Genomic DNA, 21,067 nt, shown 5'->3' with positions numbered 1-21,067 from the left:
CGACAGTCGGCCTGCGGCAGGATGGATGCCACCTGGTACGGACGCGTCACTCACGCTCGTACTGAAGACAACCGCTGGAGACGCCCGGTGAGTTCCCCAGATCCGCAGGTTCGCGCAGCGCGAAACCACTCAACCCCTCCCGCCGTGCGCGGGCCCGTCGTCGCCGTCACCGGCGCCGCGACCGGGGTCGGCGCGCTGCTCACCGAGCGGCTGGCCGCGTCCGAGGAGGTCAGGCAGGTCATCGCCATCGACGAGCGGCGCGGGGAGTGCGCGGCCGCCCAGTGGCACATCCTCGACGTACGGGATCCGGCCATCGCGGACAAGCTGCGCGGGGCCGACGTGGTGGTGCACCTCGCGCTCGACCTGGACCTGGAGACCGACCCGGCGGCTCGTACGGCCTACAACGTGCGCGGGACGCAGACCGTGCTGACCGCGGCGGCCGCGGCCGGGGTGCACCGCGTGGTGCTGTGCACCTCCGCGATGGTGTACGGCGCGCTGCCGGACAACGAGCTGCCGCTGTCGGAGGACGCGGAGTTGCGGGCCACCGCCGAGGCCACCGGGGTCGGCGACCTCCTGGAGATCGAGCGGCTCGCGCGCCGGGCGCCCCGCGCGCATCCGGGGCTCAATGTCACCGTCGTGCGCCCCGCGGTGCTGGTCGGGGGCACCGACACCGCTCTGACCCGGTATTTCGAGTCGCCCCGGCTGCTCGTCGTCGCCGGGTCGCGGCCCGCCTGGCAGTTCTGCCATGTCGAGGACCTGTGCAGTGCGCTGGAGTACGCGGTCCTGGAGAAGGTCGACGGGGAGCTCGCGGTGGGGTGCGACGGGTGGCTGGAGCAGGAGGAGGTCGAGGAGCTCAGCGGGACCCGGCGGATGGAACTGCCGTCGGCGGTGGCGCTGGGGGCGGCGGCCCGGCTGCACCGGATCGGTCTGACGCCGTCGCCGGCCGGGGACCTCGCGTACACGATGTATCCGTGGGTGGTGAGCGGGAGCCGGCTGCACGACGCCGGGTGGCGGCCGGGGTGGACGAACGAGGAGGTGCTGGCCGAGTTGCTGGAGGAGGTGGCCGGGCGGCACACGGTGGTGGGGCGGCGGCTGGGGCGGAAGGACGCGACGGCCGCGGGGGCGGCGGGAGCGACGGTCGCGTTGCTGGGTGCGGCGGCTGTGGTGCGGCGGGCGCGGAAGGCTCGGCGGCGGATCTGACGGGGGGCGTGGTTTTTTCGCCCCCGCCGCCCCTACCCGTCCCGTCCCTCCAGGGGGTGGGCCCCTGCGACCGCCCGGTTCGGGGGCTGCCGCCCCCGGACCCCCGCTTCGGCCTGCGGCCTCGTCCTCAAACGCCGGACGGGCTGGGTAGTGGGGGTGCGTGTCCGTCGTCGTCCTCAAACGTCCTCAAACGTCCTCAAACGGCGGACGGGCTGGGGAGTGGGAACCGTCGCTGTAGGAGTCTCCAAAGCCGTGCGCGTGTGTGACTGGTGTTGGTCGTATTCCGTGTGGTCGGGGGCGTGCGGCACGATGGGGGTATGGCTGCTGTGAGTGATCATCCTGGGGAGCGGGGCGCCGCGGATCCCGTGAAGCTGATCGGGATCCGGGAGAGTGCGCTCTCCGTGGACGAGGTCTTCGCGGCCGTGGGGGACGACGCGGCCGGTGGGATCGCGCTGTTCGTGGGGACGGTGCGGAACCATGACGGGGGCGCCGACGTGGACGCGCTCGGGTATTCGTGTCACCCCAGTGCCGAGGACGAGATGCGGCGGATCGCCGAGAAGGTCGTCGCCGAGTACCCGGTGCGGGCGCTGGCCGCCGTGCATCGGGTGGGGGACCTGCGGGTGGGTGATCTCGCCGTGGTCGTCGGTGTGTCGTGTCCGCATCGGGGGGACGCCTTCGAAGCTTGTCGAAAGCTGATCGACGACCTCAAGCACGAGGTGCCCATCTGGAAGCACCAGACGTTCTCGGATGGGACGGAGGAATGGGTGGGGGCCTGCTGAAGGGCCCCCGCAGGGCTTCCGCTTGCGTAACCGTACCCCTCGCGTGAGCGTTGTCAGTGCTGGTGACTAATCTGTTGATCAGTCAGTCGCGGACGCTCATGGGGTTGGGAGGTCGGCATGGCGGCGCTTGTCTGGTTGCTGATTCCGCTGGTGGCGGCGGTCGGTGCCGGTGTGTGGGGCAGCTGGGCCAACCGGACCAGAAGGGCGCGCAGCGACGGGCCGGAACTCGACGGGTACGCACGCTTCCGCGAGGCCATGGAGAAGTCCCGCTCCGGTAGCTGAGGGCGGCCGGGGCGCATGCGACGGGTGGCCCTGACGGTGCGCTGACAGACCCGTCCCGTACTGTCTTGGCATGCCACGCCGCACCGCGACGATGCTCGCCTCCACCCTGATGCTGATCGCGCTCCTGTGCGCCGGAGTGCTCATCAACGTGCCGTACTCGGAGATGTCTCCCGGCCCGACCGTGAACACGCTCGGGGACCACGACGGCGAGCCGGTGCTGCAGATCTCCGGCCACAAGACCTACGCGACCTCGGGGCACCTGAACATGACCACGGTGCGGGTCACCAGCGCCGACTACAAGATGAACCTCCTCGAGGCCGTCTACGGGTGGCTCTCGCACGACAACAAGGTCGTGCCGCACGACACGCTCTACCCGGACGGCAAGACGGAGCAGCAGTCCACGCAGGAGAACGCCGAGGAGTTCAGCCAGTCCCAGGAGAGCGCCAAGGTCGCGGCGCTGAAGGAGCTGGATGTCCCGGTGAAGTCCTGGGTGATCGTCTCCACGGTCCTCAAGGACTCGCCCGCCGAGGGCAGGCTGCACGCCGGTGACGTGATCAAGGCCGTCGACGGCACGGTGGTCAGGCAGCCGGCCGACGTCGCCACGCTGGTGACCAAGCACAAGCCCGGCCAGGACGTGGTCTTCACCGTCGTGCCGGCCAAGGAGCAGGCCGCCGCCGAGAAGGCGAACAAGACGGCCACGAAGACCGAGAAGGTCACGGTCACCACGACCACCTCCGACGACAGCGGCGCGAAGCGCGCCATCGTCGGGATCTCCGCCGGCACCGATCACACGTTCCCGTTCTCCATCGACATCAAGCTCGCCGATGTCGGCGGACCGAGTGCGGGGCTGATGTTCTCGCTCGGGATCTACGACAAGCTCACCCCGGGCAGCCTCACCGGCGGAAAGTTCGTCGCCGGCACCGGCACGATCGACGACGACGGCACCGTCGGCCCGATCGGCGGCATCTCGATGAAGACCATCGGCGCGCGCAGCAAGGGCGCCCAGTACTTCCTGACCCCGGCCGACAACTGCGCCGAGGCCGCCAAGGACACCCCGAGCGGGCTCACCCTCGTCAAGGTGAAGACCATCGGCGACGCCCTCGGCGCCCTCAAGGACATCCGCAGCGGGGACACCGGCGCCCTGCCGAAGTGCACCGCCAAGGGCTGAGCAGGCGTACCGCAGCCGTACGGGCAGCCGCGTACACGCAGCCCGGGGCGCCCTTCCTGACGAGAGGCGCCCCGGCTGCCGTCCGGTGGCGGGCTCAGTCCTCGAAGGTCGCCTTCAGCGCGTCCGCCAGGCCCGGCACCAGGTCGGGACCGGTGAGCACCTCCGTCGGCGAGTCCTTCTCGCGCAGCCGTACCGCCGAGTCGCGGCCGCCGTCGCGCAGCACCGCGACCGTCATCCGGACCTCCTGGCGCTCGGGGTGGGCCGCCACCCACTTGGCCAGCTTCGCCTCGCTCAGCCCCTCGGGGACCTGGGACTCGGCGGACGGCGGCAGCATCAGCCGCTCCACCGTGAGCGCGCAGCCGACCACCGCGTCCGGCCAGGCGATGGTGCCGAGGAACTCGTCCAGCGCCTTGTCCGTTGGCACTTCGTCCTGCTCGATCGGGGTGAGACCGGTGGGCGCGGACTCGTCCTCCAGACCGAGCTGGGCGGCGAGGGCCGGTTCCTGGGTGCGCAGCCGCGCGGTGTCGACGAGGGCGAAGAGACGAGCGGGCTGGTCCCAGCCGAGGCCGGAGGCGTACTCGTCGATCTCTAGAACGGCCCGGGTGAGCGGGTTCGCTGCCATGGGAGTGTTGGACATGGTCACAATCCTGCCTCGTTCATGGCCGGAATCGGGAACCGAGTAAGCGGTGAGTAAGTTGCATAGGTGTGGCCCCGCGATCACTGGGGGACACGTCCGGCCCGCGAACAAGTGGGCCTGACGCAACAACAACGGATCAACAGCGGATCAAACAGCGAACTTCGAGGTGCGCACCTTGGCTTTCCAGATGCCGGACCGCGGCGGAGGCCCGACGGGGCCACGGATCAGAGCGACCGGACGTCCGTCCCGGCGGGTGCGAACCCTGCTCCTGACACTTGGCGTCCTTGCCGCGCTCGGCATGGCGTTCACCATGTTCGCGGGCTTCTGGACGGACTGGCTCTGGTACCGGTCGGTGCACTACTCCTCGGTGTTCACCACCACCCTGTGGACCAAGATCGGGCTGTTCGCCGTCTTCGGTCTGCTGATGGCGGCCGCGGTGGGCTTCAACGTCTGGCTGGCGCACCGGCTGCGGCCTCCGCTGAGCGCCATGTCCATGGAGCAGCAGAGTCTCGACCGCTACCGGATGGGCATCGCGCCGTACAAGAAGTGGCTGCTGCTCGCGGTCACCGCGCTGGTCGGGCTGATCGCCGGCGCTTCCGCGGCCGGCCAGTGGCGCACCTGGCTGATGTGGGTCAACGGCGTGCCCTTCCACCAGAAGGACCCGCAGTTCCACCTCGACGTCTCCTTCTACGCCTTCGACCTGCCCTGGTACCGCTTCCTGCTGGGCTTCGGCTTCGCCACCGCGATCCTCTCCCTGATCGCCGCCGCGCTCACCCACTACCTGTACGGCGGGCTGCGCGTCACCAGCCCCGGCGCGCGCGCCACGGGTGCCGCGACCGGCCACCTCTCCGTGCTGCTCGGCTTCTTCGTCGCCCTGAAGGCGGTCGCCTACTGGCTCGACCGCTACGGACTGGCCGTCAAGTCCAGCGACTTCAAGGCCACCGGCAACTGGACGGGCCTGAGGTACGTCGACGCGAACGCCTATCTGCCCGCCAAGACGATCCTGTTCTGCATCGCCGTCATCTGCGCCCTGCTGTTCTTCGCCACCCTGTGGCGGCGCACCTGGCAGCTGCCCGTCATCGGCTTCGGCCTGATGGTCCTCTCGGCGATCCTCATCGGCGGCCTCTACCCGGCGATCGTCCAGAAGTTCCAGGTCCAGCCCAACGAGCAGGCCAAGGAAGCCCCGTACGTCCAGAAGAACCTCAAGGCGACCCGCGAGGCCTACGGCATCGACGACACCCAGGTCACCGAGTACAAGGGCACGAGCACGACCACGGACAAGACCAAGCTCCGGGACGACGTCGACGCCACGGCGAGCATCCGGATCATGGACCCGAACATCGTGTCGCCCACGTTCCAGCAGCTGCAGCAGATGCGGAACTACTACGCGTTCCCGACCAACCTGGACGTGGACCGCTACACCAAGGACGGCAAGGTCCAGGACACCGTCATCGGCCTGCGCGAGCTGAACCTCGCCGGCATCCCGAAGAACAACTGGATCAACGACCACTTCCGCTACACCCACGGCTACGGTGTGGTCGCCGCCAAGGGCACCGAGGCCGACGACCAGGGCCAGCCCGTCTTCACCGAGTCCGACCTGCCGTCCACGGGCGACCTGGGCACGTACCAGCAGCGCGTCTACTACGGCGAGAAGACCAACACGTACTCGATCGTCGGCGGTCCCCAGAAGGAGATCGACTACTCCGACGACAACGGTGAGAAGCTCACCAGCTACGCGGGCAAGAGCGGGGTCAGTCTCTCCAGCCCGATCAACCGCGCCGCGTACGCGGTGGCGTTCAACGAGCCGCAGATCCTGTACTCGGGCGCGATCGGCAAGGGCTCGCGGATCCTCTACAACCGCACGCCCAAGGAGCGCGTCGAGGCGGTCGCCCCCTGGCTGACCATCGACGGCGACGCGTACCCGGCGGTCGTGGACGGCCGTATCCAGTGGATCGTCGACGCCTACACCACGTCGAACGGCTATCCCTACGCCTCTCGTACAACCCTCGGCGACACCACCGCCGACTCGCTGACCGCGACGAACAACTCGCGCGCGGTGGTGGCCCAGCAGAACCAGGTCAACTACATCCGCAACTCGGTGAAGGCGACCGTCGACGCGTACACCGGCGAGGTCAAGCTCTACCAGTGGGACACCGAGGACCCGGTGCTGAAGACCTGGATGAAGGCCTTCCCGGGCACGGTGCAGCCCAAGAGCGCCATCTCGCAGGACCTGATGGACCATCTCCGCTACCCGCAGGACCTGTTCAAGGTGCAGCGCGAACTGCTCACCCGCTACCACGTGACGGACGCCCAGACGTTCCTGACCGGCAGCGAGGTGTGGCAGGTGCCCGACGACCCGACCAACAAGTCGGGCGACGCGGTGCCGCCGTACTACCTGAGCATGAAGATGCCGGACCAGAGCGCGCAGACGTTCTCGCTGTCGACGACGTTCACGCCCAACGGGCGCGACAACCTCAGCGCGTTCATGTCGGTGGACTCCGAGGCCGGTTCGAAGGACTACGGCAAGATCAGAATCCTGAAACTGCCGACCAGTACGACCGTCGACGGACCCAAACAGGTCCAGAGCAAGTTCAACTCCGAACAGGAGATCGCGGCCGCCATCAAACTCCTCAAGGGCGGCGACTCCGAGGTCGAGTACGGCAATCTGCTGACCGTGCCACTGGACGGGGGCCTGCTGTACGCGGAGCCGGTCTACGTCCGCGGTGCCGGGGTCAAGTACCCACTGCTGCGCAAGGTGCTGGTCACCTACGAGGGCAGGACCGTCTTCGAGAACACCCTCGACGAGGCGCTCGACAAGGTCTTCGGTAGCGACGGCTCCGATACGGGCTCCTCGGACACCGGGACGACCTCGCCACCGACGTCGTCCGGCAACCCCACCGTCCAAGCGGCGCTGGACGACGCCCAGAAGGCCTTCGCGGCGGGCCAGGAGGCACTGAAGAAGGGCGACTGGACGGCGTACGGCAAGGCGCAGGGCGAACTGCAGGACGCGCTCAAGCGGGCCGAGGAGGCGCAGTCCAAGGCCGGCAGGACCGGGGGCGGCACGACGGCGAGCGGCAGCCCGAGTCCGAGCGCGACGGCGAGTCCGAGCGCCGGCAGCAGTCCGAGTCCCAGCGGGAGTTCCAGCCCGAGCGGATGATCCCCGGCGGACGACCAGGAGCTCTGATCAAGAGCCGGTGATCAAAAGCCGGTGATCAAGAGTTGGTGATCAAGCCCGGCCCGCGCCGTGATACGGTTTCCACACAACGGCGCGGGGTGGAGCAGCTCGGTAGCTCGCTGGGCTCATAACCCAGAGGTCGCAGGTTCAAATCCTGTCCCCGCTACTGAAGTCGAAGGCCCGGATCCTCTTTGGGATCCGGGCCTTCGCGCGTGCGCGTGGACGGACCGCCAAACGGCCCGCGGTGTCCGGCCGGGCGGCGCCCTGGTGTCCGGACGGGCGGCGAACGCATGTACCGGTGGACCGGGTCGCCGCGCCGCTGTGGGGAGTTGAGGGAGATGTGTTTGACTTGTCGTTCTGTGGGCATGTCGACAAAACGCTGAAGTGACCTCACGGTCTGCGGTATACGTGGTGTACCCAGGTTGCAGGTGGTGCGACGATGGACGTTATGGGGGACAAGGCAACTCTGTTCGAGACGGGGCGATTTGTGCAGCCTTCGGGCGAGGAGCCGACCCGCGACGAGGCCGCCGAGGCCGCTGAGGAGGCACGTCACCGGATCCAGGCCGAGGCCGGTGACGTCGAGTCGATGAGTGTGCTCGGCGCCATGCTGCTGCGCCGCGGCGACCTCGACGGAGCCGAGCCCCGGCTGCGCGCGGCCACCGCCGCCGGCGACCGGGCCGCCGCCAACAACCTCGGGGTCCTGCTGCACCAGCGCGGCTACCCCGAGGAGGCGGCCGGCTGGTGGCGGATCGCCGCCGTCGCCGGATCCGCGGCCGCCGCCCACGCGCTGGGCCGCCACCACCGCGAACGCGGCGACGAACCCGCCGCCGAGTACTGGCTGCGCCAGTCCGCCGAACAGGGCCACGCGCTCGGCGCCTACGCGCTGGCCGACCTGCTGGAGCACCGGGGGGACCCGGACGCCGGACGTTGGATGCGGGCCGCCGCCGAGCGGGGGCACCGGGAGGCGGCCTACCGGCTGGCGCGCGCGCTCGACCGCAGAGCGGCCGCACGCGAGGACGGCACCGGGGCGGACGACGGTGCCGGCGCAGAGGCCGCCGCGGCGGACGCGGAGGCCGCCGAGGCCGAGCAGTGGTACCGGCAGGCCGCCGCCCGCGGCCACCGGCGGGCCGCGCTGCACCTCGGCGCGATCCTGGAGAAGCGCGGCGAGCTCAAGGAGGCCGGGCGCTGGTACCTGACCTCCGCCAAGGACGGCGAGGCCCGGGCCGCCTGCGCGCTCGGCTTCCTGCTGCGCGACGCCGGGGACATCGAGAGCGCCGCCGTGTGGTGGCTGCGGGCCGCCCAGGACGGCGACGGCAACGCGGCGAACGCGCTCGGCGCGCTGCACGCCGAGCGTGGCGAGACGCAGACCGCCGAGCGCTGGTACCGGGCGGCGATGGACGCAGGCGACGACAACGGGGCGTACAACCTCGCGCTGCTCTGCGCCGAGCAGGGGCGGACCGCGCAGGCCGAGCAGTGGTACCGGCGGGCCGCGTACGCCGGGCACCGCGAGGCCGCGAACGCGCTCGCCGTCCTGCTGTTGCAGGTCGGCGACGCGAGCGGCGCCGAGCCGTGGTTCTCCAAGGCCGCGGAGGCGGGGAGCGTGGACGCCGCGTTCAACCTCGGGATCCTCTACGCCGGGCGCGGCGAGGACCGGGTCGCGCTGCGCTGCTACGAGCGGGCGGCAGCCGCCGGGCACACGGAGGCCGCCCTCCAGGTCGGCATCGCCCGGCTCCGTGAGGGCGACGAGGCGGCCGCCGAGCGTCATCTGCGGTGCGCGGCGGGCGGCGGCAGTGCCGAGGCCGCCTACCGGCTCGCCGCCGTCCTCGACGCACGCCGGCCGTCGGTGTCCGAGCACGAGCTCGGGGAGTCGTCCCTGAACGTGAAGACCGAGTGCGAGGAGTGGTACGAGCGGGCCGCCATGCAGGGGCACCGGCGGGCCCAGGTGCGGGTCGGGATGCTGGCCGCCGCGCGCGGTGACGTGGTGGAGGCGGCGCGCTGGTACCGGGCGGCGGCCGAGGCCGGGTCGCGCAACGGCGCGTTCAACCTCGGGCTGCTGCTGGCCAGGGAGGGCAGCGAGCCGGAGGCGGCCGTGTGGTGGGAGCGGGCCGCCGACGCGGGGCACGGGCGGGCGGCGTTGCGGCTCGCCCTGGTCTACGCGCGTCGTGGCGAGCTCGCGGTCGGGCAGCAGTGGGCCGACCGGGCGGTGGCGCTGGGACCGGCTGAGGTGACCCAGCGGGCCGGGCGGCTTCGGGACGCCCTCCGGGAGGAGCTGTCGGCATAGGTCGGTGTTCCCGCAGGTCAGGTGCGGTCGCCGGTATTGATTTGCTTCTGTCCGTGTCCCTCACGTAGTGTTCTGTTCATCGACGCGGGGTGGAGCAGCTCGGTAGCTCGCTGGGCTCATAACCCAGAGGTCGCAGGTTCAAATCCTGTCCCCGCTACTGAAGGCCGAGGGCCGGAATCCGGAAACGGATTCCGGCCCTCGGTGTTTCTGCCCGGGTGAGGCCGATCCCGGGTACGGCCGAGCCCGGGTACGTCCGGGCATGACGAAGGCCCCGGCGCTCGTCATGGGCGCCGGGGCCTTCGGTGACGCTCGTTTCGACCGTCAGACGGCCGCCGCGCAGTCCGGGCACAGGCCGCGGTACGTCACCTCGACGTCGGAGACCGTGAAGCCGAACCGCTCCGAGACGGGAAGGTCGGCCATCGGGTTGCCGGTCGGGTGGACGTCGCGGATCGAGCCGCAGCGTGCGCAGACCAGGTGGTGGTGCGGACGGTGCGCGTTCGGGTCGTACCGCTTGGCGCGCTTGTCCGTCGAGACCTCGACGACCTCGCCGAGCGAGACCAGCTCACCCAGCGTGTTGTAGACGGTCGCCCGGGAGATCTCGGGAAGCTTGACCACGGCCCTGGCGTGGACCTCGTCGGCCGTCAGATGGACGTGCTCGCCGTCGAGTACCTCGGCCACGACGCGTCGCTGCGCGGTCATCCGCCATCCGCGTCCACGCAGCCGTTCCAGAAGGTCACTCATGGCATTCAGCCTAACAGCAGGGCCTCCTTTTTCCGAACAGGTGTGACTTTGGAACCTTGCTCAACTTGGACTAAGTCCAATATGGGATCGGATTCAGGGCCAGGAAAGTGACAGGAATGGCGAGGTCGAGCAGTTGGTCTTCTCCCCGGCGCACTTCATGCCCGGCATGCCTGATGTCCCGGACGAGCAGGAGCGGCTGGTCGGGAACCTGGCTGGCTTCATCGCCAAGGTGTCGCGCGACGGCATCGCCGAGCGCGCCATGGGCAACTTCCGCCCGGCCGACGAGGACTTCGGCAAGCGACTGGAGGTCGCGGTGCAGGCCCTGCGCCCCCTTCGCCTCTGAACAGACGGTTGCGGTTCGGGGCGGCACCTGTGCGGGCGCTGCCCGTGCGGCGCCGCCTCGATCATGCGGAGACGGGCTGCCGGGCAGGGGCCCAGCAGCGGATGATGTCACGGACCGAGACGATGCCAGCCGGTTCACCGCCGTCCAGGACGATCAGATGACGGAAGCCGCCGTGGGCCATCGCCCGGGCCGCCTCCTCCAGCGTCCAGGTCGGGGTGGCGAACACGACGTCGTTGGTGGTGTGGGCGTGGATGGGCTCGGTGTCGGGGTTCTGGCCGAGGCCCACGGAGTTGAGGATGTCGCGTTCGGTGAGGATCCCGATGCCGCCTGCGTCCGGGTCGTGGACGATCGCCGCGCCCACGCGGCGCGCGGACATCAGGGCGGCTGCCTGGCGGAGGGTGTGGGCGGGGCCGACGGTGAGAACCACGGTGCTCATGGCGTCACGGACGAGCATGGAAGGTGCCACCTCCTAGGGAAATCGCCGGATAGTTCAGCGATTCACAAATGCACAAGTGAGGGTTCTCTCAGGGTGGCAGGTAAAGCGCGGGTCAACAAGGGGGTGCGCGCAGCCAATTGAGGGCGCACGCGCTCATATGTGAAGGGGTCAGTGAGCCCGATTGGGCCCGTTGTGCCTCAGAAGACCGTTTCAGTAACGCTGGGTGAGGTACGACAGCAGCTCGTCGTGGAGCAGTCCGTTGGATGCGGCCGCGTTGCCGCTGTGCGGGCCCGGCCGGCCGTCGAGGCCGGTGAAGGTGCCCCCGGCCTCCGTCACCACGATCGCGTTGGCCGCCATGTCCCACAGGGACAGCTCCGGCTCGGCGCAGATGTCCACGGACCCCTCGGCGACCATCATGTACGGCCAGAAGTCGCCGTACGCGCGCGTGCGCCACACCTCGCGGGTGAGGTCCAGGAAGCCGTTCAGCTGTCCGCGCTCCTCCCAGCCGCCGAGCGAGGAGTACGCGAAGGAGGCATCGGCCAGCTTGGAGACACGGGAGACGTGCAGGCGGGTCGCCGAGGACAGGCTGCGGCCGGTGAAGGCGCCGTGGCCCTTCGCGGCCCACCAGCGGCGGCCGAGCGCGGGGGCGGAGACCAGGCCGACGACCGGCTGGTAGCCGCCCTCGCCCGCCTCCGTCAGGGAGATCAGGGTCGCCCAGACCGGGACGCCGCGAACGTAGTTCTTCGTGCCGTCGATCGGGTCGACCACCCAGCGGCGCGGGCCGGTGCCCTCGATGCCGTACTCCTCGCCGAGGATCGCGTCCCGCGGCCGGGCGCGCTGCAACTGGCCGCGGATCAGTTCCTCGGCGGCCTTGTCCGCCTCGCTCACCGGGGTCATGTCCGGCTTGGTCTCGACCTTGAGGTCGAGCGCCTTGAAGCGGTCCATGGTCACGGCGTCGGCAGCGTCCGCGAGCACGTGGGCGAGGCGCAGGTCATCGAGGTAGTCCGGCATGTGACGAACGGTATCTGTCGGGATGGGCGCGGGGCTACCAAGGGAGGCCCGGTGATGCGGGCAAGTGATCGGGTGGTGACCTGGGTTGGCCTCCGGTACGCCTGCGGCGCGCCCGCGCGTGTTGGCCGAAGGCGCCCCCCGGTGCCTTCGCGAACCCTTGACAGTCGATTCGTGCGCGTCAAATCTGGGCGCAGAGTCGCTCGCCCCAGGGAGGCGATGATGCCTGCAGCCCGGGAATCCCTTCTGGACGCCGCGTACGCTGCGCTCGCGCGCCGGCCGTGGGCTGCCGTGCGGATGGTCGACGTGGCGGCCGCGGCCGGGGTGTCCCGGCAGACGCTGTACAACGAGTTCGGCAGCAAGGAAGGCCTGGCGCGGGCGCTGGTGCGCAGGGAGGCCGACGGGTATCTCGCCGGTGTGGAACGGGCGTTGGTGAGTCATGCCGAGGCGCGGGAACGCCTGACGGCGACGGCCGAGTGGATGGCGGTGGCGGCCCGGGAGAACGTGCTGGTACGGGCGATGCTCACGGGGTGCTGGAGCGAGCGGTTGCCGTCGCCGACGCTGTCCGCGGTGCCGTCGTCGTCGGCGGTGCCGGCGCAGCGGCGGGCGGACGGGCCGTTGCCCTCTCCCGGGGACTTCGTGCAGATCGTGCGGGACCGGGCGGTGACGGTGCTGGCGGGGGCGGGGGCCGGCCACGGGAACGGGAACGGCGAGCTGACCCGGTCGTGCGAGCTGGTGGTGCGGCTGGCGTTGTCGTGTGTCGCGGCGCCACCCGGGGAGGGCGGAGTGGCGGAGCTGGTGCGCGGGGCGCTCTACCGGCAGCCGGTGTGAGGGAGGCCGGGGTGGTGCGGGTCGTGTCTCGGCCGCGCCTGGGTGGGGGCTTGTCGCGCAGTTCCCGGCGCCCCTTGGGTGGGGCCGTCGTGCTGTGGGTTGTGAAGTGCTGGTCGCGCCTGCGCGGCGGTGCCGCATATGAGATACGGCCCCGCGCCCCTTGCAGCGCGCTTCAGTGGGCGGAGCCGGAGAGCTGGAGGCCGATTACTCCCGCGATCACCAGGCTGATGGAGATGATCTTCAGGGTGGAGACGAGGTCGCCGAGGAAGACCATGCCGTAGATGGCGGTGCCCGCCGCGCCGATACCGGTCCAGACCGCGTAGGCCGGGCCGACGTCCAGCTTCTTCAGGGACAGGGTCAGGAGGCCGAAGCTGCCCAGGGCGAAGGAGGCGAAGGCTATCGTCGGCCATAGTCGGGTGAAGCCGTGGGAGAGCTTGAGGCACACGGCGAAGCCGGTCTCCAGGATCCCGGCCACGATCACCAGCAGCCACGCCATGTGCTGTCCTCCCGTATGTCCAGCTCGGTGCGATTATGCACTTACCGAACTCCGGTCATGACAAACACCCCGGTGGTCAGTCGCCTTCCTTGCGGTCCCGGGTCGCCAGCAGCCGCCGCAGCGAGTACAGGCGGGCGGGGTCCGCGTGGCCTTCCGCGACCCACTCGTCCAGCGCGCAGTCCGGCTCGTCGTGGCTGCACGCGCGCGGGCAGTTCACGGTCCCGGGCTCCAGGTCGGGGAAGGCGTGGATCACGCGGGACGGGTCGATGTGGGCCAGGCCGAAGGAGCGGACGCCCGGGGTGTCGACGACCCAGCCCTCGTCGTCGGAGAGCGGGAGCGCCAGGGCCGACGTGGTGGTGTGGCGGCCGCGGCCGGTCACCGCGTTGACGTGACCGGTCGTACGGCGGCGGTCCTCCGGGACCAGCGCGTTCACCAGCGTGGTCTTTCCGACGCCGGAGTGGCCGACGAACGCCGTGATCTTGCCGTCGAGATGGTCCCGGACCCGGCGGGCGGCCTCCCCCGCCGCCAGCTCCTCGCGGCTCGTGACCACGTAGGGGATCTCCAGGTCGCCGTACAGCTCCAGGAGCTTGTCCGGCGGGGCCAGGTCCGCCTTGGTCATGACCAGCAGGGGGGTGAGACCGCCGTCGTAGGCCGCCACCAGGCAGCGGTCGATCAGGCGCGGGCGGGGCTCGGGGTCGGCCAGGGCGGTGACGATCGCCAGCTGGTCGGCGTTGGCGACGACCACCCGCTCGAACGGGTCGTCGTCGTCGGCGGTGCGCCGCAGCACGGACGAGCGGTCCTCGATGCGCACGATCCGGGCGAGGGTGTCCTTCTTGCCGGACAGGTCGCCGACCAGGGCCACCCGGTCGCCGACCACCGCGGCCTTGCGGCCCAGCTCGCGGGCCTTCATCGCCAGGATCGTGCGGTCCTCGACCAGACAGGTCAGCCGCCCCCGGTCGACGGTGAGGACCATCCCCTCGGCCGCGTCCTCGTGCTTGGGGCGGATGTTGGTCCGCGGCCGGTTGCCCTTGCGGTTGGGGCGGGAGCGGATGTCGTCCTCGTCGGTGTGCTTGCCGTAGCGGCGCATGTCGTACGCCCCTACGCCCCGTCGCTCCCGAGCATCCCGGTCCACAGGTCGGGGAAGTCCGGCAGGGTCTTCGCCGTCGTCGCCACGTTCTCGATCTGTACGTCGGCCACCGCCAGGCCGATGATCGCACCGGCCGTCGCCATGCGGTGGTCCTCGTACGTGTGGAAGACGCCGCCGTGCAGCCGGCGCGGGCGGATGCGCAGGCCGTCGGCGGTCTCGGTGACGTCGCCGCCGAGTTCGTTGATCTCCTTGGTCAGCGCGGCCAGCCGGTCCGTCTCGTGCAGCCGCAGATGGGCGACCCCGCGCAGGGTGGAGGGGGTGTCCGCGAGGGCGGCGACCGCCGCGATGCCGGGGGTCAGCTCGCCGACGTCACCCAGGTCGACGTCGATGCCGTGAATCCGGCCCGAGCCGGTGAACTCCAGGCCGTACTCGGTCAGTTCGCAGGAACCGCCCATCTCGGTGAAGATCTCGCGCAGCCGGTCGCCCGGCTGGGTGGTCCGGGACGGCCAGTCCGGGATCACGACCCGGCCGCCCGTCACCAGGGCCGCGGCGAGGAAGGGCTGGGCGTTCGACAGGTCCGGCTCGACGGTCAGGTCGCGGCCCAGCAGGGCGCCGGGCGTGACCCGCCAGACGTTCGGCTCGCCGCCCGACTCGGGGGTGTCCACCTGGGCGCCGACCGCGCGCAGCATGTCGACGGTCATCCGGATGTGCGGGAGGGAGGGAAGGCTCCGGCCGGTGTGGCGGACCTCCACGCCCTGGTTGAAGCGCGGGCCGGAGAGCAGCAGGGCCGACACGAACTGGGAGGAGGACGAGGCGTCGATGGAGACCGTGCCGCCGTCCAGGGCGCCGCTGCCGTGGACGGTGAGGGGGAGCGCGCCGCGGCCGTCGTCGTCGATCCGGGCGCCGAGGACGCGCAGGGCGTCGATCACGCCGTGCAGGGGGCGCTCGTACGAACGGGGGTCGCCGTCGAAGCGGACGTCGCCTGCGGCGAGGGTGGCGACGGGGGGCAGGAAGCGCATCACCGTGCCGGCGTTGCCGACGTCGACGGTGGCGGGGCCGCGCAGGCCCGCGGGGAGCACCCGCCAGGCCTCGCCGGAGCCGTCGGGGCCGACGCCCTCGTCGATGCCGACGCCCATCGCGCGCAGGGCGCCGGCCATCAGCAGGGTGTCGCGGGAGCGGAGGGGGCGGCGCAGCCAGCCGGGTTCGGAGGCGAGGGCGGCGAGGACGAGGGCGCGGTTGGTGACCGACTTGGACCCCGGCACGTGAACCGTGGCGTCGACGGCTCCGCGCGCGGTGGGGGCGGGCCAGAGGGCGGTTGGTGCGGTGGGGTTTGCGGCCATGGGGTCACTTTAGTGGCAGGGGGCGATGTGAGCTGGTGGGCGGGCGGCCGGTGGCCGGGTGCGGCGCCGCTTCGGGAAGGAGCGGTGGTCGGGTTCGCGCCGTGGGGCTGGTCGCGCAGTTCCCCGCGCCCCTGTGAGGCCGCCCCTTCGGGGCGAGCATCACATCCCGAGCAGCCAGCGTCCCCCGCCGATCAGCGAGCACAGGGACACCGTGTGGAAGAGGAACAGCCATACGCCCGCCGGGAGGTGGGTCAGTCGCGACAGCTGGTCCGCGTCCGAGTCGCCCGCGCCGCCGCGGGAGCGCTTCGCCTGGAGTTCGAAGGCCGGGCGGACTCCGCCCAGCAGCAGGAACCACACCACGGCGTACGCGAACGCCGCCTGCACCTGCGGTCCGGCCAGCCAGGACACCAGCAGGAAGGTGCCGCCCGTGAGGAAGACCGTCAGGACGCCGTACGCGTTGCGGATCATCACCAGCATCACGATCAGCAGGGCCGTGGCGAGCCAGAGCAGCAGGGTGATGCGGCCGGCGCCGAGCAGGGCCGCGCCGCCGAGGCCGAGCAGCGGGGGAGCGGTGTAGCCGGCCGCGGCCGTGAGGATCATGCCGATGCCGTGCGGCTTGCCCCGGCTGAGCGTGAGGCCGCTGGTGTCGGAGTGCAGCCTGATGCCGGTCAGCCGGCGGCCGGTGAGCAGGGCGGTCAGACCGTGACCGCCCTCGTGGGCGATCGTGATGGCGTTGCGGGATATCCGCCACAGGTTGTGCGGGACGACCACCGCGACCGCGGCGGCCAGGGTCGCGAGCACCACCCACAGATCGGGATCGGACTGGGTACCCGTCAGCCGGTCCCAGAGGTCGGGCAGTGCGAGGGCGGCGAGGCTGTCCATGGTGCGGCGGTTACTCCCATTGGTCAGTCCGAAAGGTGTCGGCGCGTGGCGCCGTCGTCGGGGGGTGGTGGTCGGGTGACGGGCGGGCCTGGCAGTGTTGCACGTATGTGCGGACGGTATGCATCCAGTCGTGGGCCCGAGGATCTCGCAGGAATCTTTGAAGTAGAGAAGTGGGAGCCCGAGGAGACCCTGGAGCCCGACTACAACGTGGCTCCGACCAAGGAGGTCTACGCCGTCCTCGACCGTCCGGTGAAAGACGCCGAGGACCCCCGTCCGGTTCGCCAGCTGCGCAAGCTCAAGTGGGGGCTCGTGCCGTCCTGGGCCAAGACACCCGAGGGCGGTGCCCGGATGATCAACGCGCGCGCGGAGACCGTGCACGAGAAGCCGTCGTACCGCCGCGCCTTCGCCACCCGCCGCTGCATCCTGCCCGCCGACGGCTACTACGAGTGGGTCACCGCCCCACAGGAGCGGGACCTGGAGGTCGAGGGGAAGAAGAAGCGGCCGCGCAAGCAGCCGTACTTCGTGCTCCCCGCCGACGGCTCGGTGTTCGCGATGGCCGGGCTGTACGAGTTCTGGCGGGACCGGACGCTGCCCGACGAGCACCCGCTGGCCTGGTGGGTGACGTGCTCGGTGATCACCACGGAGGCGGAGACCTCGCCGCTGGCCGTGGCGCCCGCCGAGGGGCCGCGGTCGCTGCACGACATCCACCCCCGGATGCCGCTGATGCTGACCCCGGACCGCTGGGACGCCTGGCTCGACCCGGCCCGCACGGACGTCGAGGACCTGCGCTCGCTGCTCGCCCCGCCGCCGGAGGGGCTGATGCGGGCCTACCCGGTCTCCACGGCGGTCAGCAACGTCCGCAACAACAGCCCGGAGCTGCTGAAGGAGCTGGAGGGGCCCGAAGAGGGCACGCTCTTCTAGCCTTCTCACGTGACCACAGCGAAGATCGTCGGTACGGAGGCGGGGGACGCCCGCATCACCTGGCACGAGGCGGAGAAGGCGCGGCTGGTGCTCGCCGTCGGCCACGGCGCGGGCGGCGGCATCGAGGCGCGGGATCTCCAGGGGATCGCAGCGGTCCTGCCGGAGCACGGCGTGACCGTCGCGCTCGTCGAGCAGCCCTGGCGGGTCGCCGGGAAGAAGCTCGCACCCGCGCCGAAGACGCTCGACGTCGGCTGGTGCGGGGTGTGGCCCGCGCTCGCCGCGCCGGGGCTGCCGGTGGTGTCCGGCGGCCGCAGCGCCGGAGCCCGGGTCGCCTGCCGCACGGCGACGGAGCTGGGCGCCGCCGCCGTCCTCGCGCTCAGCTTTCCGCTGCACCCGCCCGGCAAGCCGGAGAAGTCGCGGGCCGGGGAACTGCTCGGGGCCGGGGTGCCCACGCTCGTCGTGCAGGGCGGGAACGACCCCTTCGGGAAGCCGGCCGAGTTCCCGAAGGGGGCGTACGAACTCGTCGAGGTGCCGTACGGGGATCACGGTTTCGCGGTGCCCAAAAAGGCGGGGATCGCGCCGGAACAGGCAGTGACCATCATCACGGACGCGGTCGTCGCATGGACCGCGTCACTCGGGTGACGCCCGGGAATGTTGCGCGGCGGACCACTGTTGAGGCGGACAGAAGTGCTGGGGCACCAGCGCCGACGCCGAACGAGAGGAAGTCCGCCGCATGGGTTCGACCATCTGCCCGAGCCGTAGCAGCAGCGCTGACCTGGACTGGACGGTGCTGCACGCGGCCAAGACCGCTCCTATTCGAGCGGCGGCAGGCACGGGTCGTGTTCTATCCTCCGAGACGAGTGGGATCGGTTTCGGTCCTGCCCGGGATCTTGAGGAGGTGGGTCCGGTCACCGGTACCGACGCAGGGACCGACAACGGCCAGGCGGAGCTGCCCGAGGGCCAGGGCGTCAGCGCGGAGTCGACGTCGGAGCGCACCGCGCGCTTCGAGCGGGACGCGCTCGAATTCCTCGACCAGATGTACTCGGCCGCACTGCGCATGACGCGCAACCCGGCCGACGCCGAGGACCTGGTGCAGGAGACCTACGCCAAGGCGTACGCGTCCTTCCACCAGTTCCGTGAGGGCACCAACCTGAAGGCCTGGCTGTACCGCATTCTCACCAACACCTTCATCAACTCGTACCGCAAGAAGCAGCGCGAACCCCAGCGCTCCGCGGCCGAGGAGATCGAGGACTGGCAGCTCGCGCGTGCCGAGTCGCACATGTCGACGGGCCTGCGCTCCGCGGAGTCGCAGGCGCTCGACCACCTTCCGGACTCGGACGTGAAGGAAGCGCTGCAGGCGATCCCCGAGGAATTCCGCATCGCCGTCTACCTCGCCGACGTAGAGGGCTTTGCGTACAAGGAGATCGCGGACATCATGGGGACACCCATCGGTACGGTGATGTCCCGGCTGCACCGGGGCCGCCGTCAACTGCGCGGCATGCTGGAGGACTACGCGCGTGAGCGCGGGCTCGTCCCGGCCGGCGCCGGAGAGTCGAACGAAGCGAAAGGCTCGGGCTCATGAGCTGCGGAGAGCCGCACGAGACGGACTGCAGTGAGGTACTCGATCATCTCTACGAGTTCCTCGACAGTGAGATGCCGGACGTCGATCGCGTCAAGTTCAAGCAGCACTTCGACGAGTGCTCCCCCTGCCTGGAGAAGTACGGGCTGGAGGAGGCCGTGAAGAAGCTGGTCAAGCGGTGCTGCGGGCATGACGACGTACCCATCGACCTGCGGGCCAAGGTGCTGGGGCGGCTGGACCTGATCCGCTCGGGACAGGCCGTCCCGGACCACGACGTCACGGCCACCCGGTCCGCCGAGCCCGCACCGGTCACGCCGGAGAGCTGACCGGGCGCCGACCGCGGCAGCGGTGCCGGGTCGGCACCGCCGAGCGGTTCCCGCCCCGGTGTCCCATCACCCGAACGTGCTAATCCTCCGGTCATGAGCCCCCGGACCCGCCGGCTCCCGCCCTAGGCTCCGGAGCCTGGACAGGCATGGTCGGGGGAGGGGCGAGATGGAGGCGGTCCCGGTACGGGTACGCGCGTACGTGACCTGCGTCGCCCTCGCCGCTCTGTTCTGTCTGCTGCCGCTGCCCGGTCCGGGTACGCCCTGGTGGGCCGTCGCCCTCCTCGCCGCGCTCTACGCGGCCTGCGAGCACGTCGTACGGCGCCGTCTCGGCGGCACCTTCTACCCGGTCCTGCTCGCCGGTGCCTTCCTCCTGTCACCGCCGGCCGCCGCGCTCGTCCCCCTGCCCGGTGCGCTGCTCTCCCGTACCGAGCAACGGCCGCAGGCGCTGCGCCGGACCTGGCGCGCCGCCGAGCTCGCGCTCGCCGTGTGGGGCGCGGGGCGCGTGCACGGGGCGCTGGGCGGCCGGGACTCGGTGGTGGGCTGCGACTTCCCGTACGCGCTGCTGCCCTGCGCCGCGGCCGTACTGGCCTTCTGCGCCGTGCTCGCGCTGCTGGACGGCGGCATCCTCGCGGTCGCCGAGCGGGTCCCGGTCCGCCGGGCCTGGCGCGGCCTGCTCTCCCGCTCCCTCGCCCCGGTCGGGGTGCACGGGCTGGCCGGGCTGATGATGGCCGTGCTCTGGCGCAGCCCCTACGGTCCCGTCGCGGCCCTGCTGGTCCTGCTGCCGATGTGCGTCTCCTGGTGGGTGTTCGCCCAGTACCACCGGGAGCGCGCCGCCCACCAGGCCACCATCCGTGCGCTCGTCCAGGCCGTCGACATCAAGGACGGGTACACCCGCGGGCACAGCGAGCGGGTCGGACAGGCCTCCGTGATGATCGCGCGCGAACTGGGCATGGCCGACGACCGGGTGGAGGTGCTCCGCTTCGCCGGCATCCTCCACGACGTCGGGAAGCTGGGCGTCCCCACCCGGCTGCTCCGCAAGAACGGGCCGCTCACCCCGGAGGAGCGGCAAATCATCGAACTGCACCCCGAGTACGGCCACGAGATGGTGCGCGGGATCTCCTTCCTCGGCGAGGCCCGCGCGGCGATCCTTCACCACCACGAGCGCATCGACGGCAGCGGCTACCCCTACGGACTCGCGGGCGGCCAGATCCCGGAGTCCGCGCGCGTGGTGGCCGTCGCCGACGCCTTCGACGCGATGACGTCGACGCGCTCCTACAGCAGGGCCCGGCCCGTGGCGGCCGCCGTGGCGGAGCTACGGCGGTGCGCGGGACGGCACTTCGACGCGGGGATCGTCGACGCCCTGGCGCGAGCGCTGGCCCGACACGGCTGGCACCCGGCGGTCACCGCCGACGGACAGTCACCGGACCCGGCGGACCCGCCCGGCCCGGCCCTCTCCGGTCCGCCGAACGGTGACCGTGCGGGCGCCGGACGAGGCGCCCCGTGACGTCCGGCGCCCCGGCGTTCGCCCCGGGACCGGCGGGCGGCGCCAGTGGCC

Annotated in this window: 20 protein-coding genes, 2 tRNA genes and 1 pseudogene; 15 read left to right on the top strand and 8 right to left on the bottom strand. The window is 71.1% G+C overall.

The window, feature by feature from the left end:
- Window positions 1-87: 87 nt before the first annotated feature.
- The 4 genes from ACZ63F_RS18885 to ACZ63F_RS18870 all read left to right on the top strand — a co-directional run bounded on the left by ACZ63F_RS18885 (window position 88) and on the right by ACZ63F_RS18870 (window position 3,429).
- Window positions 88-1,200 carry an SDR family oxidoreductase gene (locus tag ACZ63F_RS18885; protein ID WP_351957926.1) on the top strand — a complete coding sequence of 371 codons (1,113 nt, stop codon included), beginning with the start codon at window positions 88-90 and terminating at the stop codon, window positions 1,198-1,200.
- 317 nt (window positions 1,201-1,517) lie between these two features.
- Window positions 1,518-1,979 (top strand): molybdenum cofactor biosynthesis protein MoaE, encoded by a 462-nt coding sequence (locus ACZ63F_RS18880; RefSeq protein WP_469712296.1) that lies wholly within the window; start codon window positions 1,518-1,520, stop codon window positions 1,977-1,979.
- A gap of 117 nt (window positions 1,980-2,096) precedes the next feature.
- On the top strand, window positions 2,097-2,261 hold the full coding sequence (locus ACZ63F_RS18875) for a hypothetical protein (protein WP_351957924.1): 165 nt from the start codon (window positions 2,097-2,099) through the stop codon (window positions 2,259-2,261).
- A gap of 70 nt (window positions 2,262-2,331) precedes the next feature.
- Window positions 2,332-3,429: a YlbL family protein gene (locus ACZ63F_RS18870; protein WP_469712295.1), complete on the top strand. Its 1,098-nt coding sequence runs from the start codon at window positions 2,332-2,334 to the stop codon at window positions 3,427-3,429.
- 94 nt (window positions 3,430-3,523) lie between these two features.
- On the opposite strand, the gene ACZ63F_RS18865 is transcribed toward ACZ63F_RS18870, so the two are convergent.
- Window positions 3,524-4,066, bottom strand: coding sequence for a PPA1309 family protein (locus tag ACZ63F_RS18865; protein WP_469712293.1), 543 nt, complete (start codon window positions 4,064-4,066; stop codon window positions 3,524-3,526).
- Between the two features lie 187 nt (window positions 4,067-4,253).
- On the opposite strand from ACZ63F_RS18865, the gene ACZ63F_RS18860 reads away from it, so the two are divergent.
- The 4 genes from ACZ63F_RS18860 (at window position 4,254) to ACZ63F_RS18845 (ending at window position 9,679) form a co-directional block, all read left to right on the top strand.
- Window positions 4,254-7,223, top strand: coding sequence for a UPF0182 family membrane protein (locus ACZ63F_RS18860; protein WP_469712519.1), 2,970 nt, complete (start codon window positions 4,254-4,256; stop codon window positions 7,221-7,223).
- A 110-nt stretch (window positions 7,224-7,333) separates the two neighbouring features.
- Window positions 7,334-7,407, top strand: a tRNA-Met gene (locus tag ACZ63F_RS18855).
- Between the two features lie 273 nt (window positions 7,408-7,680).
- Entirely contained in the window at window positions 7,681-9,522 is a 1,842-nt protein-coding gene (locus tag ACZ63F_RS18850; protein WP_469712291.1) for a tetratricopeptide repeat protein, read from the top strand.
- Window positions 9,523-9,605: 83 nt separating this feature from the next.
- Window positions 9,606-9,679, top strand: a tRNA-Met gene (locus ACZ63F_RS18845).
- Between the two features lie 164 nt (window positions 9,680-9,843).
- On the opposite strand, the gene ACZ63F_RS18840 is transcribed toward ACZ63F_RS18845, so the two are convergent.
- On the bottom strand, window positions 9,844-10,263 hold the full coding sequence (locus ACZ63F_RS18840) for a Fur family transcriptional regulator (protein WP_469712290.1): 420 nt from the start codon (window positions 10,261-10,263) through the stop codon (window positions 9,844-9,846).
- 181 nt (window positions 10,264-10,444) lie between these two features.
- Between ACZ63F_RS18840 and ACZ63F_RS18835 the strand changes: the two are divergent.
- Window positions 10,445-10,606 (top strand): annotated as a pseudogene (locus tag ACZ63F_RS18835) (catalase-related domain-containing protein); the annotation flags it as partial.
- Between the two features lie 61 nt (window positions 10,607-10,667).
- Here the strand turns inward: ACZ63F_RS18835 and ACZ63F_RS18830 are convergent.
- Window positions 10,668-11,060: a CBS domain-containing protein gene (locus ACZ63F_RS18830; protein ID WP_093499189.1), complete on the bottom strand. Its 393-nt coding sequence runs from the start codon at window positions 11,058-11,060 to the stop codon at window positions 10,668-10,670.
- A 192-nt stretch (window positions 11,061-11,252) separates the two neighbouring features.
- On the bottom strand, window positions 11,253-12,053 hold the full coding sequence (gene hisN / locus ACZ63F_RS18825) for a histidinol-phosphatase (protein WP_352363323.1): 801 nt from the start codon (window positions 12,051-12,053) through the stop codon (window positions 11,253-11,255).
- A 219-nt stretch (window positions 12,054-12,272) separates the two neighbouring features.
- On the opposite strand from hisN, the gene ACZ63F_RS18820 reads away from it, so the two are divergent.
- Entirely contained in the window at window positions 12,273-12,881 is a 609-nt protein-coding gene (locus ACZ63F_RS18820) for a TetR/AcrR family transcriptional regulator (RefSeq protein ID WP_469712287.1), read from the top strand.
- Between the two features lie 172 nt (window positions 12,882-13,053).
- Here the strand turns inward: ACZ63F_RS18820 and ACZ63F_RS18815 are convergent, their stop codons facing one another.
- The 4 genes from ACZ63F_RS18815 to ACZ63F_RS18800 form a co-directional block, all read right to left on the bottom strand.
- Entirely contained in the window at window positions 13,054-13,377 is a 324-nt protein-coding gene (locus ACZ63F_RS18815; RefSeq protein WP_093499187.1) for a DMT family transporter, read from the bottom strand.
- Window positions 13,378-13,453: 76 nt separating this feature from the next.
- Window positions 13,454-14,464: a ribosome small subunit-dependent GTPase A gene (gene rsgA, locus ACZ63F_RS18810; RefSeq protein ID WP_469712286.1), complete on the bottom strand. Its 1,011-nt coding sequence runs from the start codon at window positions 14,462-14,464 to the stop codon at window positions 13,454-13,456.
- An 11-nt stretch (window positions 14,465-14,475) separates the two neighbouring features.
- Window positions 14,476-15,804, bottom strand: coding sequence for a 3-phosphoshikimate 1-carboxyvinyltransferase (gene aroA, locus ACZ63F_RS18805; RefSeq protein ID WP_469712284.1), 1,329 nt, complete (start codon window positions 15,802-15,804; stop codon window positions 14,476-14,478).
- Window positions 15,805-15,963: 159 nt separating this feature from the next.
- Window positions 15,964-16,686: a M50 family metallopeptidase gene (locus ACZ63F_RS18800; protein ID WP_469712283.1), complete on the bottom strand. Its 723-nt coding sequence runs from the start codon at window positions 16,684-16,686 to the stop codon at window positions 15,964-15,966.
- Between the two features lie 105 nt (window positions 16,687-16,791).
- Between ACZ63F_RS18800 and ACZ63F_RS18795 the strand changes: the two genes are divergently transcribed.
- The 5 genes from ACZ63F_RS18795 to ACZ63F_RS18775 all read left to right on the top strand — a co-directional run bounded on the left by ACZ63F_RS18795 (window position 16,792) and on the right by ACZ63F_RS18775 (window position 21,016).
- The gene (locus ACZ63F_RS18795; RefSeq protein ID WP_469712282.1) at window positions 16,792-17,607 is read left to right on the top strand and encodes an SOS response-associated peptidase; all 816 of its coding nucleotides are present in this window, start codon (window positions 16,792-16,794) and stop codon (window positions 17,605-17,607) included.
- A 9-nt stretch (window positions 17,608-17,616) separates the two neighbouring features.
- Window positions 17,617-18,249, top strand: coding sequence for an alpha/beta hydrolase family protein (locus tag ACZ63F_RS18790; RefSeq protein ID WP_469712281.1), 633 nt, complete (start codon window positions 17,617-17,619; stop codon window positions 18,247-18,249).
- A 256-nt stretch (window positions 18,250-18,505) separates the two neighbouring features.
- Window positions 18,506-19,189: an RNA polymerase sigma factor SigR gene (gene sigR / locus ACZ63F_RS18785; RefSeq protein WP_189267612.1), complete on the top strand. Its 684-nt coding sequence runs from the start codon at window positions 18,506-18,508 to the stop codon at window positions 19,187-19,189.
- Window positions 19,186-19,512, top strand: a complete 327-nt coding sequence (gene rsrA, locus ACZ63F_RS18780; protein ID WP_469712279.1) for a mycothiol system anti-sigma-R factor — start codon at window positions 19,186-19,188, stop codon at window positions 19,510-19,512. The genes sigR and rsrA overlap by 4 nt, the downstream gene beginning before the upstream one ends.
- Before the next feature lie 166 nt (window positions 19,513-19,678).
- Window positions 19,679-21,016, top strand: coding sequence for an HD-GYP domain-containing protein (locus tag ACZ63F_RS18775; protein WP_469712278.1), 1,338 nt, complete (start codon window positions 19,679-19,681; stop codon window positions 21,014-21,016).
- The last annotated feature ends 51 nt before the right edge of the window (window positions 21,017-21,067 follow it).

The organism is Streptomyces sp. NPDC104761 (assembly GCF_055583445.1).
Note: the sequence above shows the minus strand (reverse complement) of the source record. Positions and strands in the feature narration are given on the sequence as shown.

What these genes read in the sequence shown, in the direction of transcription:
- ACZ63F_RS18875 (WP_351957924.1), top strand. Translation starts at nt 2,097, where the DNA reads ATGGCGGCGCTTGTCTGGTTGCTGATTCCGCTGGTGGCGGCGGTCGGT.
- ACZ63F_RS18840 (WP_469712290.1), bottom strand. Translation starts at nt 10,263, where the DNA reads ATGAGTGACCTTCTGGAACGGCTGCGTGGACGCGGATGGCGGATGACC.
- ACZ63F_RS18880 (WP_469712296.1), top strand. Translation starts at nt 1,518, where the DNA reads ATGGCTGCTGTGAGTGATCATCCTGGGGAGCGGGGCGCCGCGGATCCC.
- ACZ63F_RS18830 (WP_093499189.1), bottom strand. Translation starts at nt 11,060, where the DNA reads ATGCTCGTCCGTGACGCCATGAGCACCGTGGTTCTCACCGTCGGCCCC.
- ACZ63F_RS18870 (WP_469712295.1), top strand. Translation starts at nt 2,332, where the DNA reads ATGCCACGCCGCACCGCGACGATGCTCGCCTCCACCCTGATGCTGATC.
- ACZ63F_RS18815 (WP_093499187.1), bottom strand. Translation starts at nt 13,377, where the DNA reads ATGGCGTGGCTGCTGGTGATCGTGGCCGGGATCCTGGAGACCGGCTTC.
- ACZ63F_RS18865 (WP_469712293.1), bottom strand. Translation starts at nt 4,066, where the DNA reads ATGTCCAACACTCCCATGGCAGCGAACCCGCTCACCCGGGCCGTTCTA.
- aroA (WP_469712284.1), bottom strand. Translation starts at nt 15,804, where the DNA reads ATGGCCGCAAACCCCACCGCACCAACCGCCCTCTGGCCCGCCCCCACC.
- ACZ63F_RS18820 (WP_469712287.1), top strand. Translation starts at nt 12,273, where the DNA reads ATGCCTGCAGCCCGGGAATCCCTTCTGGACGCCGCGTACGCTGCGCTC.
- ACZ63F_RS18860 (WP_469712519.1), top strand. Translation starts at nt 4,254, where the DNA reads ATGCCGGACCGCGGCGGAGGCCCGACGGGGCCACGGATCAGAGCGACC.
- ACZ63F_RS18800 (WP_469712283.1), bottom strand. Translation starts at nt 16,686, where the DNA reads ATGGACAGCCTCGCCGCCCTCGCACTGCCCGACCTCTGGGACCGGCTG.
- ACZ63F_RS18775 (WP_469712278.1), top strand. Translation starts at nt 19,679, where the DNA reads ATGGAGGCGGTCCCGGTACGGGTACGCGCGTACGTGACCTGCGTCGCC.
- hisN (WP_352363323.1), bottom strand. Translation starts at nt 12,053, where the DNA reads ATGCCGGACTACCTCGATGACCTGCGCCTCGCCCACGTGCTCGCGGAC.
- rsgA (WP_469712286.1), bottom strand. Translation starts at nt 14,464, where the DNA reads ATGCGCCGCTACGGCAAGCACACCGACGAGGACGACATCCGCTCCCGC.
- rsrA (WP_469712279.1), top strand. Translation starts at nt 19,186, where the DNA reads ATGAGCTGCGGAGAGCCGCACGAGACGGACTGCAGTGAGGTACTCGAT.
- ACZ63F_RS18850 (WP_469712291.1), top strand. Translation starts at nt 7,681, where the DNA reads ATGGACGTTATGGGGGACAAGGCAACTCTGTTCGAGACGGGGCGATTT.
- ACZ63F_RS18795 (WP_469712282.1), top strand. Translation starts at nt 16,792, where the DNA reads ATGTGCGGACGGTATGCATCCAGTCGTGGGCCCGAGGATCTCGCAGGA.